Annotated in this window: 18 protein-coding genes and 1 riboswitch; of the genes, 9 read left to right on the top strand and 9 right to left on the bottom strand. The window is 30.1% G+C overall.

The genetic code is table 11. The features are described from left to right. Positions 1–67: 67 nt before the first annotated feature. Entirely contained in the window at positions 68–697 is a 630-nt protein-coding gene (locus tag HMPREF2578_RS03110) for a YkyA family protein (RefSeq protein WP_017175751.1), read from the bottom strand. A 134-nt stretch (positions 698–831) separates the two neighbouring features. Between HMPREF2578_RS03110 and def the strand changes: the two genes are divergently transcribed. The 3 genes from def to rnjA all read left to right on the top strand — a co-directional run bounded on the left by def (position 832) and on the right by rnjA (position 3,636). Beyond that, positions 832–1,383, top strand: a complete 552-nt coding sequence (gene def, locus HMPREF2578_RS03105) for a peptide deformylase (protein WP_002448106.1) — start codon at positions 832–834, stop codon at positions 1,381–1,383. A gap of 355 nt (positions 1,384–1,738) precedes the next feature. Beyond that, positions 1,739–1,957 carry a DNA-dependent RNA polymerase subunit epsilon gene (locus HMPREF2578_RS03100; RefSeq protein WP_002448185.1) on the top strand — a complete coding sequence of 73 codons (219 nt, stop codon included), beginning with the start codon at positions 1,739–1,741 and terminating at the stop codon, positions 1,955–1,957. Continuing rightward, entirely contained in the window at positions 1,957–3,636 is a 1,680-nt protein-coding gene (rnjA, locus tag HMPREF2578_RS03095; protein WP_002448244.1) for a ribonuclease J1, read from the top strand. Before HMPREF2578_RS03100 ends, rnjA begins: the two co-directional genes overlap by 1 nt. A gap of 37 nt (positions 3,637–3,673) precedes the next feature. Here rnjA and HMPREF2578_RS03090 read toward each other — a convergent pair whose 3' ends face one another. The 3 genes from HMPREF2578_RS03090 to HMPREF2578_RS03080 form a co-directional block, all read right to left on the bottom strand. Further along, a complete protein-coding gene (locus HMPREF2578_RS03090) occupies positions 3,674–4,333 on the bottom strand; it encodes a potassium channel family protein (RefSeq protein WP_002448135.1) in 660 nt (219 codons plus the stop codon). A 123-nt stretch (positions 4,334–4,456) separates the two neighbouring features. Beyond that, on the bottom strand, positions 4,457–5,473 hold the full coding sequence (locus tag HMPREF2578_RS03085) for a cytochrome d ubiquinol oxidase subunit II (RefSeq protein ID WP_070508279.1): 1,017 nt from the start codon (positions 5,471–5,473) through the stop codon (positions 4,457–4,459). Then, positions 5,473–6,819: a cytochrome ubiquinol oxidase subunit I gene (locus HMPREF2578_RS03080; protein WP_017175753.1), complete on the bottom strand. Its 1,347-nt coding sequence runs from the start codon at positions 6,817–6,819 to the stop codon at positions 5,473–5,475. The genes HMPREF2578_RS03085 and HMPREF2578_RS03080 overlap by 1 nt, the downstream gene beginning before the upstream one ends. Positions 6,820–7,014: 195 nt before the next feature. On the opposite strand from HMPREF2578_RS03080, the gene HMPREF2578_RS03075 reads away from it, so the two are divergent. Continuing rightward, on the top strand, positions 7,015–7,248 hold the full coding sequence (locus tag HMPREF2578_RS03075; RefSeq protein ID WP_017175754.1) for a glutaredoxin family protein: 234 nt from the start codon (positions 7,015–7,017) through the stop codon (positions 7,246–7,248). A gap of 51 nt (positions 7,249–7,299) precedes the next feature. Here the strand turns inward: HMPREF2578_RS03075 and ptsP are convergent, their stop codons facing one another. From ptsP to auxA, 5 genes are all read right to left on the bottom strand, one after another. Continuing rightward, the gene (gene ptsP, locus HMPREF2578_RS03070; RefSeq protein ID WP_017175755.1) at positions 7,300–9,015 is read right to left on the bottom strand and encodes a phosphoenolpyruvate--protein phosphotransferase; all 1,716 of its coding nucleotides are present in this window, start codon (positions 9,013–9,015) and stop codon (positions 7,300–7,302) included. Between the two features lie 2 nt (positions 9,016–9,017). Continuing rightward, a complete protein-coding gene (locus HMPREF2578_RS03065) occupies positions 9,018–9,284 on the bottom strand; it encodes a phosphocarrier protein HPr (RefSeq protein ID WP_002448249.1) in 267 nt (88 codons plus the stop codon). A gap of 272 nt (positions 9,285–9,556) precedes the next feature. Then, the gene (locus HMPREF2578_RS03060) at positions 9,557–10,099 is read right to left on the bottom strand and encodes a DUF697 domain-containing protein (RefSeq protein ID WP_017175756.1); all 543 of its coding nucleotides are present in this window, start codon (positions 10,097–10,099) and stop codon (positions 9,557–9,559) included. A 65-nt stretch (positions 10,100–10,164) separates the two neighbouring features. Next, positions 10,165–11,337 (bottom strand): class I SAM-dependent rRNA methyltransferase, encoded by a 1,173-nt coding sequence (locus HMPREF2578_RS03055; RefSeq protein ID WP_019835358.1) that lies wholly within the window; start codon positions 11,335–11,337, stop codon positions 10,165–10,167. A gap of 153 nt (positions 11,338–11,490) precedes the next feature. Continuing rightward, positions 11,491–12,786, bottom strand: coding sequence for a lipoteichoic acid stability factor AuxA (auxA, locus tag HMPREF2578_RS03050; protein ID WP_070508278.1), 1,296 nt, complete (start codon positions 12,784–12,786; stop codon positions 11,491–11,493). A gap of 152 nt (positions 12,787–12,938) precedes the next feature. Between auxA and graF the strand changes: the two genes are divergently transcribed. From graF to HMPREF2578_RS03025, 5 genes are all read left to right on the top strand, one after another. Continuing rightward, positions 12,939–13,058 (top strand): glycopeptide resistance-associated protein GraF, encoded by a 120-nt coding sequence (graF, locus tag HMPREF2578_RS11230; protein WP_002448238.1) that lies wholly within the window; start codon positions 12,939–12,941, stop codon positions 13,056–13,058. 264 nt (positions 13,059–13,322) lie between these two features. Next, positions 13,323–13,424, top strand: a riboswitch (TPP riboswitch). Between the two features lie 92 nt (positions 13,425–13,516). Then, on the top strand, positions 13,517–14,092 hold the full coding sequence (locus HMPREF2578_RS03045) for an ECF transporter S component (protein ID WP_002448226.1): 576 nt from the start codon (positions 13,517–13,519) through the stop codon (positions 14,090–14,092). Positions 14,093–14,104: 12 nt separating this feature from the next. Further along, positions 14,105–15,508 (top strand): ABC transporter ATP-binding protein, encoded by a 1,404-nt coding sequence (locus HMPREF2578_RS03040; protein ID WP_017175760.1) that lies wholly within the window; start codon positions 14,105–14,107, stop codon positions 15,506–15,508. Further along, the gene (locus tag HMPREF2578_RS03035) at positions 15,501–16,310 is read left to right on the top strand and encodes an energy-coupling factor transporter transmembrane component T family protein (RefSeq protein ID WP_017175761.1); all 810 of its coding nucleotides are present in this window, start codon (positions 15,501–15,503) and stop codon (positions 16,308–16,310) included. Before HMPREF2578_RS03040 ends, HMPREF2578_RS03035 begins: the two co-directional genes overlap by 8 nt. Before the next feature lie 198 nt (positions 16,311–16,508). Next, a protein-coding gene (locus tag HMPREF2578_RS03025; protein WP_093514945.1) for an IS3 family transposase occupies positions 16,509–17,650 on the top strand; the annotation gives its coding sequence in 2 pieces (ribosomal slippage) (positions 16,509–16,779 and positions 16,779–17,650; 1,143 coding nt in all). Positions 17,651–17,687 lie beyond the last annotated feature (37 nt).

Here is a 17,687-nt window from a genome sequence, read left to right as displayed (position 1 = left end):
TATTACTAAAAAAAGATACAGTCTGAGAAACTGTATCAATGTAACAATTAACACTGTATTAGTGATGTTAAGAGATTAAATGATCGACGTCTTGTTTTTCTTTATTAACTGTATTCATTGCCTTAGCATAAGCCTGGAATTTTTTCTTAAAGTTTTCTTGAGCTTTATTAAGCGCATTGTTTTTTTCGTCTACTTGAGATTGCGTTACTCCATCTTGTTTGACTAATTCAAATAAATCTTTTTCTTTACTTAATACATTTCTATAAGCCTTAGCATAGTCGTCATGTGTTTTATATTTGTTTTTTATAGCATCGTCAAGTTGTTTAACTTCTTTTCTTTTATTATCATTTTTAATATCGTTAATATGAGAATCGCCTTTTTTAAATTGCTTTTCGGAATTTTTTAAAATTGAAACTTCCTTATCAAAGGTTTTTTCTCGTTTATCAATATTATCAAGTACATCGTCAGCTGCTTTACTACGTGTATTACTGTCATTGCTATTTGCTTTTTTATACAAACCTTGTTTCTTTTCTTCAAGTGAATTTAGTTTTTTACTAACCTCATTTATAGATTGTTCTTTATCAAATGCTTTTTGAACATTCTCGTCATAAGCTTTTACCTCTTTTTTATCAGTTGTACAACCAGCTAATAAAAGTGTAGAGGCAGCTGCAACAACTATGGTTTTACGTAATTTCATTAATGTCATTCCTCCTCATAGTGTTTCGATTGTAATATTATATAAAGATAGTTTATAAATCAAATGAAACTATATAATGTACGTAAATGTATATTATCTGTTATATTTTATATTATATAAGGAAGGTGTATAACATGTTAACAATGAAAGATATTATTAGAGATGGACATCCTACGTTACGCGAAAAAGCAAAAGACGTGAATTTACCTCTTTCTGAAGAAGATAAAAATACTTTGCGTGATATGCGTGAATTTTTAATTAATAGTCAAGATGATGAAATTGCTAAAAAATACGGTCTACGCTCTGGAGTAGGTTTAGCTGCACCACAAATTAATATCTCAAAAAAAATGATAGCTGTGTATTTACCCGACGACGGGGAAGGTAAATCTTACGACTATATGTTAGTCAATCCTAAAGTAATTAGTCATAGTGTCCAACACGCTTATTTACCTACTGGTGAGGGGTGTTTAAGCGTAGATGAAAATATACCTGGTTTAGTTCATCGTCATTATAGAACAACAATTAAAGCTTATGATATTGATGGTAATGAAGTTAAATTACGTTTAAAAGGTTATCCAGCAATTGTATTTCAACATGAAATTGATCATTTAAACGGCATTATGTTCTACGATTATATCGATAAAGATCATCCTCTTACTCCATTACCAGACTCAGTTGAAGTTTAATATTCAAGCCTAATGCATTTTTACATTATTGTAATAAATGTGTTAGGCTTTTCTTTTTTTATTCAATTTCCTACTACTTTTACTACATATAAACTGCTTTATTTATTCTGATACATAAGGTAAAATAAAAGTTAACTGAAATCATAGTAAATTACTATCTTTCAAAAATGAACGACATGTATGATTTGCCTTTAAGCACAGTAAAATAAATATTATTTTATATTAAAAATTTAAAATACCTGTTATGTAGCATTCACGTTAGATGTGAAAATAAATAAACATGTATATTTTATTTATTTTCTACTTGTGCTCATAAGACAATAAATAAACATTTATTTAGGAGGAAATATATATCATGGCAGTATTTAAAGTATTTTTTCAACATAATAAAGACGAAGTAATTGTTCGTGAGAACACAAATACAATTTATGTTGAAGGTGAAACTGAAGAACAAGTAAGACGTTATTTAAAAGATCGCAATTATAATATCGAGTTTATTACTAAATTAGAGGGCGCACATTTAGAATATGAAAAAGAACATTCTGATCACTTTAATGTGGAGAACGCTCAATAATGAAACAATTACATTCTAATGAAGTAGGTGTATATGCTCTAGGCGGCTTAGGTGAGGTTGGTAAAAACACTTATGCTGTGGAGTATAAAGATGAAATTGTTATCATTGATGCTGGAATTAAATTCCCTGATGATAATTTATTAGGTATAGACTACGTTATTCCTGATTATACCTACTTAGAACAAAATCAAGATAAAATTGTTGGTTTATTTATTACTCATGGACATGAAGACCATATAGGTGGTGTGCCCTACCTATTAAAGCAAATTAATGTGCCTATTTATGGTGGCCCTTTAGCTTTAGGTTTAATACGCAATAAATTAGAAGAACACAATTTACTGCGTAATGCTAGTTTAAATGAAATTACAGAAGATAGTGTTATAAAATCTAAACATTTTGAAATTTCTTTTTACTTAACTACGCATAGTATCCCAGAAGCATATGGTGTTGTTGTTGACACACCTGAAGGTAAAATTGTCCATACTGGTGACTTCAAATTTGATTTTACACCTGTTGGTGCGCCTGCTAATATCGCCAAAATGGCAGAGCTTGGTAAAGAAGGCGTATTATGCTTGTTATCTGACTCTACGAATGCGCTAGTTCCTGATTTCACATTAAGTGAACGTGAAGTTGGACAAAATGTAGATAAAATTTTCCGTAACTGTAAAGGTCGTATTATTTTCGCAACCTTTGCATCAAACATCTATCGTGTCCAACAAGCGGTGGAAGCAGCAATTAAATATAATCGTAAAATTGTAACTTTTGGCCGTTCAATGGAAAATAATATTAAGATTGGTATGGAGCTGGGTTATATCAAAGCACCCCCAGAAACATTTGTTGAGCCTAACAAAATTAATAATATTCCTAAACACGAGTTACTTATTTTATGCACTGGCTCTCAAGGTGAACCAATGGCTGCACTTTCACGTATCGCTAATGGGACACACAAACAAATTAAAATTATACCTGATGATACTGTAGTATTCAGTTCTTCTCCTATTCCAGGGAATACTAAAAGTATCAATCGTACAATTAACGCATTATATAAAGCTGGTGCTGATGTTATTCACAGTAAGATTTCTAACATTCATACATCAGGACATGGTTCCCAAGGCGACCAACAGTTAATGCTTCGTTTAATTCAACCTAAATACTTCTTACCTATTCATGGTGAATATCGTATGCTAAAAGCTCATGGTCAAACAGGTATTGATTGTGGTGTTAAAGAAGAAAATGTCTTTATTTTTGATATTGGTGATGTTTTAGCTTTAACACACGATTCTGCGCGTAAAGCTGGTCGAATTCCATCTGGTAATGTATTAGTTGATGGAAGTGGCATCGGTGATATTGGTAATGTTGTCATTCGGGATCGTAAATTATTATCTGAAGAAGGATTGGTTATTGTTGTAGTAAGTATTGATTTTAATACAAATAAACTTCTTTCAGGTCCAGATATTATTTCACGTGGTTTTGTTTACATGCGTGAATCTGGCCAATTAATTTATGATGCACAACGAAAAATTAAAACGGATGTTATTTCAAAACTAAATTCAAATGATGATATTCAATGGCATCAAATTAAATCTTCAATCATTGAAACGTTACAGCCGTATTTATATGAAAAAACAGCTCGTCGTCCAATGATTTTACCAGTAATTATGAAAGTAAATGAAGAATAAAAAAACACGGTATTTCTTAAGAAATACCGTGTTTTTTTTATCTTACTATTTTTTTCTCAAAACGATTTAAATCATTATCGTGTCCAATCATTATCATAATATCTCCAATTTCAATATTCATATTTGGATCTGGTGACACAATGATTTCTCGACCTCTTTTTATTGCAATAATATTAATACCGAATTGTGCTCGAATATCTAAATCTCTGATTGTTTGACCAGTTAATTTTTCGCTTACTTTTAACTCCACTAATGAATGCTCATCTGCGAGTTCGAGATAGTCTAGTACACTTGCACTTGCTACATTATGTGCAATACGACGACCCATATCTCTTTCTGGATGTACCACAGTGTCGGCACCAATTTTATTCAAAATCTTTGCATGATAATCGTTTTGTGCTTTGGCCGTAACTTTTTTAACACCTAATTCTTTCAATATTAAAGTTGTTAATGTACTAGATTGAATATTCTCACCTATTGCTACAATGACATGATCAAAATTTCGTATACCTAAACTTTTCATTACCGCTTCATCTGTAGTGTCAGCTACAACAGCATGTGTCGCAATTTCACTATATTCATTTACTCGAGCTTCATCTCTATCAATAGCCATAACATCCATATCTAAAGCGTTTAACTCTCTTACAATACTTCCTCCAAAACGACCTAATCCTATTACTACATACTCTTTCTCCATGAATTCTGGAACTCCCATCTAAAAAATAAGAGCTAAAATGATAAGTTCATTTATATACTAGAAACTTATTCAAAGTTCTATAAATATAAATCACTCTCATTTCAGCTCCTCTCTTAATTTAAATTACTTTTTACCTTCCACATATTGTTTATCAAAAACGAATAATCTCAATAACAATATTAACGATGGAAGTAATAAAAGTAAACCTAAAATAAAGACGATCGTTAATGCTAAGCCCATTGATGAGTTTACACCTGAATCTGAAATTTTAATATATGGATAAAGAATATAAGGTAACTTACTCATACCGTAGCCGTAAAAAGCGAAAGCCATTTGTAAAATCACCATAATAAATGCTAAACCATGATACTTTTTAATCATATTTAAAATTCCTGCAATTAAGAAGAAAATAAAACTAATTGCAAACATCCACCAATAATGCGTAATTGCATTATAAAAGTGATTAGAGTTTTGTATTCTTAATGATAAGAATACAAATAATGAAATAATAATCATCGGTGGACCCCAAAACATAAACCATTGACGCATAAATTTATAAGCCACTTTATCTTTTGCTTTAGAAGCGTAATATGTTAAAAACCCTGATGATATATATAACACACTTACAATTGCTAAAAATACAACTGACCATGCAAAAGGACTTAATAGTAATTGTACCCAATCCAAATCAAAATGATTGCCTTGTTCATTAATGTATCCGCCTTCTGAGATAGTCAATACAGTTGCGAGTGCTGCGGGTATTAAAAGCCCAGTAATACCATATAAAAATATCCAAGGCAGTTTATTATCTTGTCCATAATGTTCAAAAGCATAAAAACTACTTCTAATAGAAATAAGAATTAAAGCGATTGAACCAGGAACTAATAACACTGTCCCTAAATAAAGAGCTGAATCTGGGAAAAATCCGACAAAACCTACAAAGAAAAATACAAAAAATACATTTGTTACTTCCCATACAGGATTTAAATATCTTTCTATAAGATGATTAATCTTTTTTTCTTCTCCCGTTAATTTTGTATGCAAAGTTAAAAATCCAGCACCAAAATCAATAGACGCTACGATAATATAACAAAATAGGAAAATCCATAATACTGTAATACCTATGCCAGTATAATCCATTATTCTTGACCTCCAATCACTTTATCAATATCCTCGCGAGCTGGTTTATTTCTAAACATTCTCAATAATACATAAGCAGATGTAAAGAGAAGTACAAAATAAAGTAAACCGAATAAAATTGTTACTAATGTAATTCCTCCTGCCTGTGTAGCAGCTTGGCTAACACGCATGTAACCTCTAACAATCCATGGTTGACGTCCCATTTCAGTTAAGAACCAACCAAACTCTATAGCAAGCATTGAAGCAGGTCCTGTTAAAAGTACTGCATAAAGCATTACTTTTTTAGTTATAATAGGACGTAGTTTTTTTATCAATAATGCTAATATAAAAATGCCTGATACGATAAAACAAAAGATTCCCATAGCTACCATTAAATCAAAGAAATAATGAACGATTAATGGAGGTAAATCATTTTTAGGAAATTCATTTAAACCTTTTACTTTAGTATTAATATTATTATCAGCTAAAAAGCTCAGTAATCCAGGAATTTTTATAGCTCCTGAAACTTCTTGAGTGTTTTCATTTAAGACACCAAAAAATACTAAATCTGCTTTGGAATGTGTATCAAAATGCCACTCATATGCAGCTAATTTTTCTGGTTGTACTTTATGAAGAAACTTAGCAGACAAATCTCCCGCTAACATTGATAATAATGTTTGAATAAATCCAAGAATCATAGTCATTTTTAACGCTTTTTTATGATATGGCGCATCTTCACTATATTTATTTTTCAATAATTTAAATGCAGCAATTGCTGCCAAAATAAACGCCATCGTCATACCAGCTGTTGCAACAACATGAAATGCTCTAACTAAAAATGAAGAATTGAACATTGCTTCAAATGGTTGAACATTCACCATTTTACCTTTTTTCATTTCAAAACCTGCTGGAGTATTCATAAATGAGTTCACTGAAGTAATAAAGAACGCTGAGAATGAACCACCAATAATAACAGGTAAACTAATTAAAAAATGTATCCATTGATTTTTAAAACGATTCCATGTATACAGATAAATACTTAAAAAGATTGCTTCAAAGAAGAAAGCAAATGTTTCCATGAAAAGAGGAAGCGCGATAACATGGCCACCCATTTTCATAAACGTAGGCCAAACAAGTGAAAGTTGTAATCCAATAATTGTTCCAGTTACAACCCCAACTGCAACTGTAATCGTATACCCTTTTGACCAACGTTTTGCTAATGCTATATATTTAGGATCTTTCTTTTTGATCCCTAAAAACTCTGCGATTGCAAACATTAATGGCATTCCTACTCCAATAGTAGCAAAAATAATATGAACGCCTAATGTCATCCCTGTCAAAAAACGACTAATTTCGACAGAATTCATACTTAACCACCTTTTCTATAATTTAAAATTTAATCCTATAGATTTAAATTATATACCTAAACATTAGTAACTAAAATTTTTTTGTTTACTTTTTAATAGATAATTTAAATGGAATTCACATAAAATTCAAAATTTGCATTTTTTAATTACCTTATATATAGTAAGAAAAGTATAATTAAAAGGAGAATATGATTTATGTCTAAAATAATTATCTATACACAAGATGATTGTCCACCTTGTAATTTTATAAAAAATTATTTAACGGAACATCATATTAATTTTATTGAAAAAAATATTAAGTATCCTTCTTATCGTAATGAAATGTTAGAATATGATGCATTCTCTACACCATTTATCTTATTAAATGAAGAGCCTATGTATCATGTAGATTTAGAAAAAATCAACAGAATATTTGATATCCAACTGTAATACATAAAAAAGAACCTGAGACATCATAAGTTGTCTCAGGTATTTTTAATATTATTTAGAAATGTGATGAACAAGTTCTTTAACTTCATCTTGTGTTGCACAATTAATGGCACGATTTGCTAATTCCGCCATTTCGTTTTTACTTAAACCATTAATTTGTCTTCTAGCTTTAAGAATAGAGGTTGCACTCATAGAGAACTCATCTAATCCTAAACCTAATAATAATGGAATTGCTGTTTCATCGCCAGCCATTTCACCACACATACCAGTCCATTTACCTTCTTTATGAGAAGCTTCAATGACCTGTTTAACTAAACGTAAAATTGCTGGGTTATATGGTTGATATAAATATGAAACACGTTCAGACATACGGTCAGCTGCCATAGTATATTGAATTAAGTCATTAGTTCCTATACTAAAGAAATCTACTTCTTTAGCAAAGATATCAGCTAACGCAGCAGTAGAAGGAATCTCTACCATGATACCTACTTCGATATCATCAGCAACTTCTTGTCCTTCGCTAGTTAATTTATCTTTTTCTTCTAAAAGAATAGCTTTAGCATCTCTAAACTCTTTAATAGTGGCTACCATTGGGAACATAATATTTAATTTACCATAAGCAGATGCGCGTAATAACGCACGTAATTGTGTTCTGAAGATGTCTTGTTGATCTAAGCACAAACGAATTGCACGATAACCTAAGAATGGATTCATTTCTTTAGGTAAATTTAAATATGGTAATTCTTTATCTCCACCAATATCTAAAGTACGTACAACAACGCGTTTATCTTTCATAGTTTCTAAAACTTTTTTATACGCTTCAAATTGTTCGTCTTCAGTTGGCATTTGATCTCTACCCATATATAAAAATTCTGTTCTATAAAGACCAATTCCTTCAGCGCCATTTTCCATAACACCATATAAATCATCAGGTGTACCAATATTAGCAGCTAATTCTGCATGTTCACCGTCAACAGTTACAGTTTCGGCATCACGAAGTTTTTGTAATTCTTTTTTATCTTCAAAGAAACGCTCACGTTTATTTTGATAAGCAATGAGTTCGTCTTCAGTTGGATCTATGATAACGTCACCAGTAATACCGTCAACAATAACCATATCTCCTTGTTTTACTTCATGAGTAATCGATTTAGTACCAACCACAGCTGCAATTTCTAATGAACGGCTCATAATTGCAGAATGACTTGTACGTCCACCAATATTTGTAACAAAACCTTGAACAAACTCTTTGTTTAATTGTGCAGTATCAGATGGTGTTAAATCGTTTCCTATAATAACTACACTTTCATCAATCATACTAGGATTTGGTAACTCCACGCCTAAAAGATGAGCAAGTACACGCTTAGAAACGTCACGAATATCTGCTGCACGTTCTCTCATATATTCATTATCCATAGATTCAAAAATAGTAATGAATTGAGTCGTAACTTCATTTAATGCTTCTGGAGCATTGACTTTCTCATTCGCAATTTTATCTTCAATTGGCTGAATTAATTCTGGGTCATCAAGTACAAGTAAATGTGCATCAAAAATAGCAGCTTTATCTGCACCTAATGATTTTTCAGCATTATTTCTAATTTTTGTTAATTCAATTTTGGAAGCTTCTAAAGCATTTCTGAACTTTTTAATTTCAGCATCAGTATCAGTAATTTTCTCATTTGTAAATGATAAATCAGGTTCTACTAGTAAATATGCTTTGGCAATTGCAACTCCATCAGAAGCTGCAATACCTTTAATTAATTTAGACATAATTACTCTGTTAAACCTTCTTTTGATAAAACTTCACTGATAGCTTGAATTGCATCTTGTTCATCGCTTCCATCAGCATAGATAGTGATTTCAGCATCTTTACCTACACCTAAACTCATAACGCCCATAATTGATTTTAAATTTACTTTTTTACCGTTATATTCTAATTGAATATCTGAATCAAATTTAGATGCAGTTTGCACTAACATTGTAGCTGGGCGTGCATGAATTCCAGTTTCGTCAACAATTACATATGATTTTTGTTCCATAATCTATTTCTCCTCCGTAAGTTAGAAAATTAATTTTCTTATTATCTAACATAAAAATTTATACCCTAACACTACCAAAATATATAACTGAATTCAATTCTTATATAATTGAATTATTATAGAAAAATACACTTATATTAATAAAGTAGCAATCATTATATAAGTAATCAAACAAAGTTTGATTACTTATAATAGGTATAGCGTTATGTTAGTCAATTTTCTAATGTTATATATAAATTTCTTCCCTTTTATTATACTACATTTTTAAAAAATTAAATAATATCACGTAAAACTTTTTCACATTTTTCTATATGATCTTGACCTAATTTATTCATAAAGTAGTAACTAATTGAAGCTGAAACAGCTTGTCCCACTATTGGGAACCATTTTGTTTGTTTTGCTGCTGTACGCTTAGCAACATCTCTAATAATTAATTTCAAAGCACCACTAGTTACTTTTTCACCAATCATTGAACTACCTTGAATTGCTGCTGCTGATAAAATACGTTCTTTAACATCTTCACCAAGAGAATTGACTTGTTTTTGATCAAGACCATAAATTTTATTAATATCTTCAATAATATCTTTCATCAATTTGATATCTACACCAAAGTCTAATCCTGGAATTGGCACAACACTCATCCCTGAAGATAATAAAGATTTTTTCTTAACAACAGCTTTAGCTTTTTCTCTACGTTGTGCAATTTCTTCTTCATTTTTAGGTAAGATATCTTTTTCGTTAATTTCTTCTATATCTAAGACCTTTTTACCAACTTTATCAGTAACTCCATTTGTAATTTTATTAATAATACCCACTTACTGACTCACCTTTCGTTTTTCATAATATTTTCAATATACATTTAATACCCTATTTCAGTACTTTAATGCTTAATATTTATGAATACAGCTTTTAAATATTTAGAAGGTTTATAATGTGGATGTGTTTTAAAGTCTTTTGGTAATCCCATGACTTCTTCTATTTCATATTCTACGTTAGCTTGTTCCAATGTTTTCTTAATTACATTTTTAAATGCTTTTAAAGAAAAAGCACTTGAATTTGTACATAGAAGCAATGTACCATCTGGTGCTAAAACATCTAAAGCACCATTAATTAAATCATCATAATTTTTTTGCACTGAAAAAGTTTTCTTTTTATTACGCGCAAAACTAGGTGGATCAATGACTATTGTGTCATATTGTTTTCCATGACGTGCTGCATAATTATAAAAATCAAATGTATCCATGACATAGATATATTGACTTTTAGGGTCTACACCATTTAACCCAAAATTTTCTTCAGTTAATGTACGAGAACGATTAGCTAAATCTACACTTGTTGTAACTTTAGCATTTTTAGATGCTACCACTGAAAACGCGCCCGTATAACTAAATAAATTTAAAATACTTCTATTTTCGGCAAAATAATCACGTAATTTTTTACGAACTTCTTTTTGATCTAAAAATATTCCTGTCATTAATCCATCGTTTAAATCAACATTGTAAAATGTAAAATTTTCTTCAATAACTATTGGAAATTCCGGAGTTTCTCCAAGTACATGTCCTCCTGTATACTCCGTATCTTTAAAGCGCATTTTTTCAAAAACTGATTCAAATTTAAATACTTTTTTTATTGCTTCAATAATTATATAACGAAACTTGTAAATTCCTTTTGAATACCATTGAATAAGTAGATGTCCATTGTAATTATCAATAGTTAAACCTCCAACGCCATCTCCCTCAGCGTTAAATAGTCTAAAAGCATTAGTTCCTTCTATATTATAGTAATACTCTCTTTCTTCTAGCGCTTTTTTAAATAAATTTTCAAAGAAAGTAATATTGATATCTTCTTCTTGGCTATATGTGATTACCCATCCTAATCCTTTATGTTGACGTCCTACATAAGCTGTTGCAATATATTGGTTATTTTCAGTAACTATATTAAACAAGTCACCTTCTTTTAAATGATCGTGTTGAAAAATATCTTCTTCTTCAACTAAAGGATATTGATTTAAATATTTAGTTTCTTTGCCTTTATTTAAAGTTGCTATTTTCATTTTAATTTCTCCTATTTTAATTTTTGTAACGAATCTATTGTAATCTACTCTACTATTTTAACAAATTTAAAATTCTTCACCTAAATATTAAATTAAAAAAAGAAGTGGAACACTGAATTCAAAAATGAATTCTGTTCCACTCCCTTACTCAGATTATGGTTTTTCTTTTAATTGCAACGAAAATGCTATAATTACAGGTATTAACATAATAATTAATGTAGGTGTAATAAATATTGAAAGTAATAGACCATGAATCATTATATTAATAAATTCAGTAAGCAATTTGAAGAATAGAAGACTAATCATAAACAACTGTAAATAGTAAAATTTGCCTCTTAAAAAATGAGTAAATGTCGTCGCAATGTAAATGATAATAATAAAGAGTAATATTAACAGTGTAATCCATTCAATCACGTATTGAGTTTGTGATAATTCCCATTCTCCAGATACAAATAGAGCATTTCTATTATTAAATTCTATAAATGTAAATAAGAATAAGATAAAACCACAGAAAATTTCCACATATGCTGGTTTAATCCATTTAGGAGGTCTCATCCACTTAGGAATATCATCTTCTTCTATATCTACAATATTTTTAAATTTACTTTTAAATTTATCGCGTTTAGATCTAATTTTATCTAAATCTACACTTCTTCTTGTCTTACGTGCATATTCTGATGTTTTATCTTGAAGTTGTTTAAAATGAACTTTTGATTGAGTCGAAACGTTTCCTTTTTGAGTTCTTGATAATTCAGGCTCTTCTTCCCCTAATTCTTCTTTTGTTAAAGGTAACGCACGGCGTAAGAATAAGAAATTCCAAATTGCCGCTTGAGCTAATAACCACATAATGATGAAGAATGTATTTACACTTAAAATATCAATAGGCTCAATCTCATTTGCATCGATTTTGCCATACAATGACAGTTGAGTAATCAAGTAACTTATTCCATATGAAATAATAATCCATAAATAATGAACTTTTCTATTTTCTTGATACAATTCATCTTTATAAACGATATATCCTGTATGAATCACAAATGGAATAATGAATATAATTGCCCAAAAACCATATACTTGAGTCATCAATGTAATTGTAATGAGGAAGTATAAAATACCAATAACTAAAAAGAAAATTGAGATGTCGTAATCGTATTTGGTTGTTCTAAATAACGTATATCCAATCAATATGACTAGAATACCAAATAGAATAATTATGACTGCACTTACAACTGGAAAGTTGCCTATGAATCTACTCATCACTCTAATTATTTCACTAAAAAATGCATTAAGAAAGTCCCATATATTATGTATTTTTAAATCAATTTTATCTTTATCTTTTAGTTTATGGATTAAAGGCAAATTGATTAAGATAATGAGACCTGTGAAGAGTGAAACGATACCGATCAAGTAACTATAGATAATCTCGGCGTGTTTCTTAAGAAAAGACATACAGTTCACCTCAAAATTAATTATATATGAACTTTCTATTCTTGTCTTTAATAAAAAATAAAATACTTCTCTAGACTGAGATGAAGTTTATTCTTTTATTAATTGGGTATATTAATTTTGTAAAGTAATCTATGAAAAAGGAGAGTTGTCCTATGACACATGAAGATGCAAAAAAAGCAAAAGAATATGAAGAAAAATTAAAAGAACAAAAAGAAGAAAAAACTGATGATATTGAACAAACTAAACAAGATGTTCAAAATACATTAGACTAATTTTCTTATTTATGTCATCATTAAGAATATTTAATGAATAAGCCTGAGACATACAAGCTGTCTCAGGTATTTTTAATATATTGGCTATCGATGGCTGAGTTGGAAATAAATCTATCCTACTTTCTTTCATTATTTTTAGAACTAATTACATTTTAATTGTTAAATATGTAAACTGTTTAATTATAATTTATTTTTAATTAAATATAGATTAAAAGCATCTTGACATCTACTATTAAAAGTCATACATTTAAAATAAATAAAATATAAATGCACTAGGGGTGTATAGCACTGAGATGAGGCTTAACCTCAAACCCTTTGAACCTGATCTAGTTAAAAACTAGCGTAGGAAAGTGTTAACTTAAATAAATCATGTTTTTAATAATCAATAGCATTTTTATTTAAACTTACGCACAACTTTTCTACGAAGGGTTGTGCGTTTTTTTAGGAGGAACTATTTTATGTCTAAAGGTTTAAAACTTTCAGAAATTCTAGTTACGGTGCTGATTGCTGTTATTTTTGCAATCATTTATAACTTATGGTGGTTGCCATATAATTTAGCTCAAGTAGCTGGTATACATCTAGAGCAACTTACATACGGTATTTGGTTTATGGCTGCTATTGTGGCTTACTTAATTATTCCTAAACCAGGTATTGCATTAATTGCTGAATTTGCTGCTGGTGCAGGTGAAACTATTGTTATGGGGAAATTTGATATTCCTACTATAGTATATGCCATTTTACAAGGTCTAGCATGTGAAGTTGTGTTTGCTATCTTTAAATACAAATCACGTTCTTTAATGGTAGCAATGTTAGCTGGTTTAGTAACAGCATTAGTATCTTTCCCTGTAGATTATTTTTACGGCTATCTAAACGAAGTTGCGGGTTGGAACTTACTACTTTTCATCATTTTCCGTGCTATTAGTGGTATTGTACTGTCTGGTATACTCTCTTATTTAATTGTAAAAGCCTTAGATCAAACTGGAGTAACTAAATTATTCCGTCCTGCCTCTCAAAAAGATTACGACAACTTATAAGGGGAAATGATTGTGTTAAAAGTCAAAAATTTACGTCTAAAATATCCAAATGGTGATCGAAAAATTTTCGATAATCTAAATATAGAAATTAAAGATAAAGAAAAAGTGCTTTTACTAGGTCCTTCAGGATCTGGTAAAAGCACATTGCTTAATGTCCTTAGTGGCATTGTTCCTAATCTTATAGAATTACCGATGAAATATGATGAACTAGACATTGATCCTAATTCGGGGGTTATTTTTCAAGACCCAGATACACAATTTTGTATGCCAAAAGTTTACGAAGAATTAGCTTTCGTCTTAGAAAATCAAAAAGTGCCAAGAGAAGACATGGATGAACAAATTAAAAAAGCACTTGCGTCTGTAGATTTAGATGTGGATAATTCAACTTTCGTAAATAATTTAAGTGGTGGTATGAAACAAAAGCTTGCTATCGTTGAAACGATTTTACAGAAAGCTGATACACTCTTTTTAGATGAACCTACAGCTATGTTAGATGTACAAGCAACTGCTGACTTATGGCAACGATTAATTCACTTATGGACTGATCAAACGGTATTAATTGTAGAACATAAAGTGGAACATATTTGGCATCATGTAGATCGAGTCATATTAATGAACTATGATGGAGAAATTATAGCTGATAATACACCTGAATACATACTCAAACATTGTGAATCGTTACTCACTGAATTTGGCGTATGGCATCCTCATGCTTGGGATTATGCACCTATTCGAAAAGATTTAACTCCCCAATATTCCAATACACTTTTTAAATTTCAAAACGGACAAATAATTCGTAGTAAAAATACACTATTTGAAGTTTCAGAACTAAATATTCATCCTGGAGAATGGATTACAATTACTGGAAAAAATGGAGCTGGTAAAACTACTTTACTCGAATCTATGATGCAATTAGTGAAATACAACGGTACAATGTTTTATGAGAAGCGATTACTGAAGAAAATTAAAGATGCTGCTCAAAATATGTATCTTGTATACCAAAATCCTGAACTTCAATTTATTACAAATTCAGTTTATGACGAAATTAATATTCATTATAATCATCTTGATAAAGCAAAATCGAAAGAAGAAACTGAGCATCTTTTGAAACTTTTACATTTAGAAAAAGTTAAACATCATCATCCTTTTGAAATATCTACAGGTCAAAAACGTCGATTAAGCGTAGCAACTGCTTTAAGTTCAAAAGCTGAAATTGTTTTACTAGATGAGCCAACATTTGGACTTGATAGTCATAATACATTTCAATTGATTAAGCTATTTGAAGAACGTGTAAAACAAGGACAAACTATCGTAATGGTGACGCATGACCCTGAAATTATTCATCGTTATCCAACACGTCGACTTGTCGTAGAAAATCATAAGCTTTTAGAAATGGCAGGTGAATCAAATGTTTGAACGTTGGAAAAAGCGTCATACACTTGTAGATGATGTAAATATTATTACGAAATTAATTCTTGGAGTTTTATTATTTATTTTTATCATTTTTGTGCATAATTTTGATTACATGATTTATATTACTTTATTAATGTTTATATTTTTATTATCTTTTAATGGTACAGCTTTTAAAGTCATTGCTGCATTTTTATCAGCAACCATTCTCTTTGCCTTGCTATCATCATTATTCATGATTTTATATGGTGATGGTACACATATGTTATTTGAATGGGGAATTATTCATATTAGTACTGAGAGCATTGTAAGAGGTCTTCACTTATCTTTAAGAACAATTACTGTTTCAATGTTTGGTGTGTTAATTGCATTAACATCGCAAATTGTAATGATTTTCTATAGTTTAATGCAACATTTAAAAGTAAAACCTAAAATCGCCTATGCATTTATGGCTGCTATTCGTATGGTACCACTTATTTTCACATCATTTATCCAATTAAGACGTTCTTTAAAAATGCGTTACCAAATGATTGATGCTTCCAATTATCGTGGATTTAAACGTATAAAACACTTACTTATTCCAGTTTTAAGTCAAAACATACGTCGTGCACATCAATTATCAGTAGCTATGGAATCAAAAGGATTTAAAGATGGCCCACGTACCTATTATTATAAAGCACCTTTCTCATACAAAGATATTCTTTTTGTTGGTATGACAATTGCTTTACTTATTATTGCTTTTTATTTATCTCAATATTTTCCAATCACTGGTATTGAAGATGCTCGTGTTTCAGAAATGTTAGAGTAATATATCTAACATAAGACAAACTAAAGTAAAAATTGAGTTCAAAGATAAAAACAGTTTCAAAAATACAGTAAATTTATCTTGCTCGTATATTAAACCCTAACATTATAAAAAACTGGACTGACCCCAATTAGTGGGAAGTATATAAAAACACCTCCGCATGATTCATATTAAAATGAATCATGCGGAGGTGTTTTTTCTATGAAAAGAGTTGCTTATTCAGTAGAAACAAAGTATAAAGCTGTTGAAATGAAAGCAGCAGGATTTTCAACAAAAGAAATTATGGAAGAATTAAATATTAGAAATAGAACACAAGTGAAAACTTGGTGGCGATGGTATCGAAATGGGGAAAGTTATAGATTTTCACAACACGTTGGTAAACAATATACCTACGGTAAAGGATTAGAAGAGCTGTCAGAAGTAGAACAATTAAAATTAGAAAATAAGAGAAAAGATATAGAATTGGATATTTTAAAAAAGTACAAGGCATTGGAAAGGAAGTGGTACCAACGGTAGTCATAGATTTAGTGGATCAATTAAAAGGAAACTATTCAATCAAATTGATACTAGACGTATTAAACATACCTAAATCAACATATTACCGATGGAAAAACAAAACCTATAAAAATGATACTGTAACACAAAAAGTCATTGAATTATGTGAAGCTAACCACTATACCTACGGTTATCGTAAGATTACAGCATTGATTAATCAATGTTATACATCACCAATTAATCATAAGAGAGTACAGAGAATTATGCAGAAGCATCATTTGAACTGCCGAGTTAGACCTAAAAAGACGACAAGGATAGGTAAACCGTATTATAAAACAAACAATTTATTACAAAGACAATTTAAAGCGAGTTGTCCCATGAAAGTATTAACAACCGATATTACTTATTTACCATTTGGTCACTCTATGTTGTATTTATCTTCGATAATGGACATATATAACGGAGAAATTGTGGCGTATAAAATAGATGATAAACAAGACCAAAGTTTAGTTAATGATACATTAAATCAAATCGATATACCTGAGGGGTGTATATTACATAGTGATCAAGGCAGCGTTTATACATCTTATGCTTATTATCAATTATGCGAAGAAAAAGGCATTATCAGAAGTATGTCCCGAAAGGGAACACCTGCCGATAACGCCCCGATAGAAAGTTTTCATTCCTCGCTAAAGTCTGAAACTTTTTACATCAATAATCAGCTTAATAGCTCTAATCATATTGTAATAGATATTGTCGAAAAATACATTAAAAACTATAATAATAATCGAATTCAACAAAAACTAGGCTACTTATCCCCTGTAAAATACAGAGAATTAGCAGCCTAGAACATAGTGTTTTTATTAAGTTCCCATTTTAAGGGTT

It is taken from the genome of Staphylococcus sp. HMSC072H03 (assembly GCF_001809305.1).
Taxonomy (GTDB): domain Bacteria; phylum Bacillota; class Bacilli; order Staphylococcales; family Staphylococcaceae; genus Staphylococcus; species Staphylococcus hominis.
Note: the sequence above shows the minus strand (reverse complement) of the source record. Positions and strands in the feature narration are given on the sequence as shown.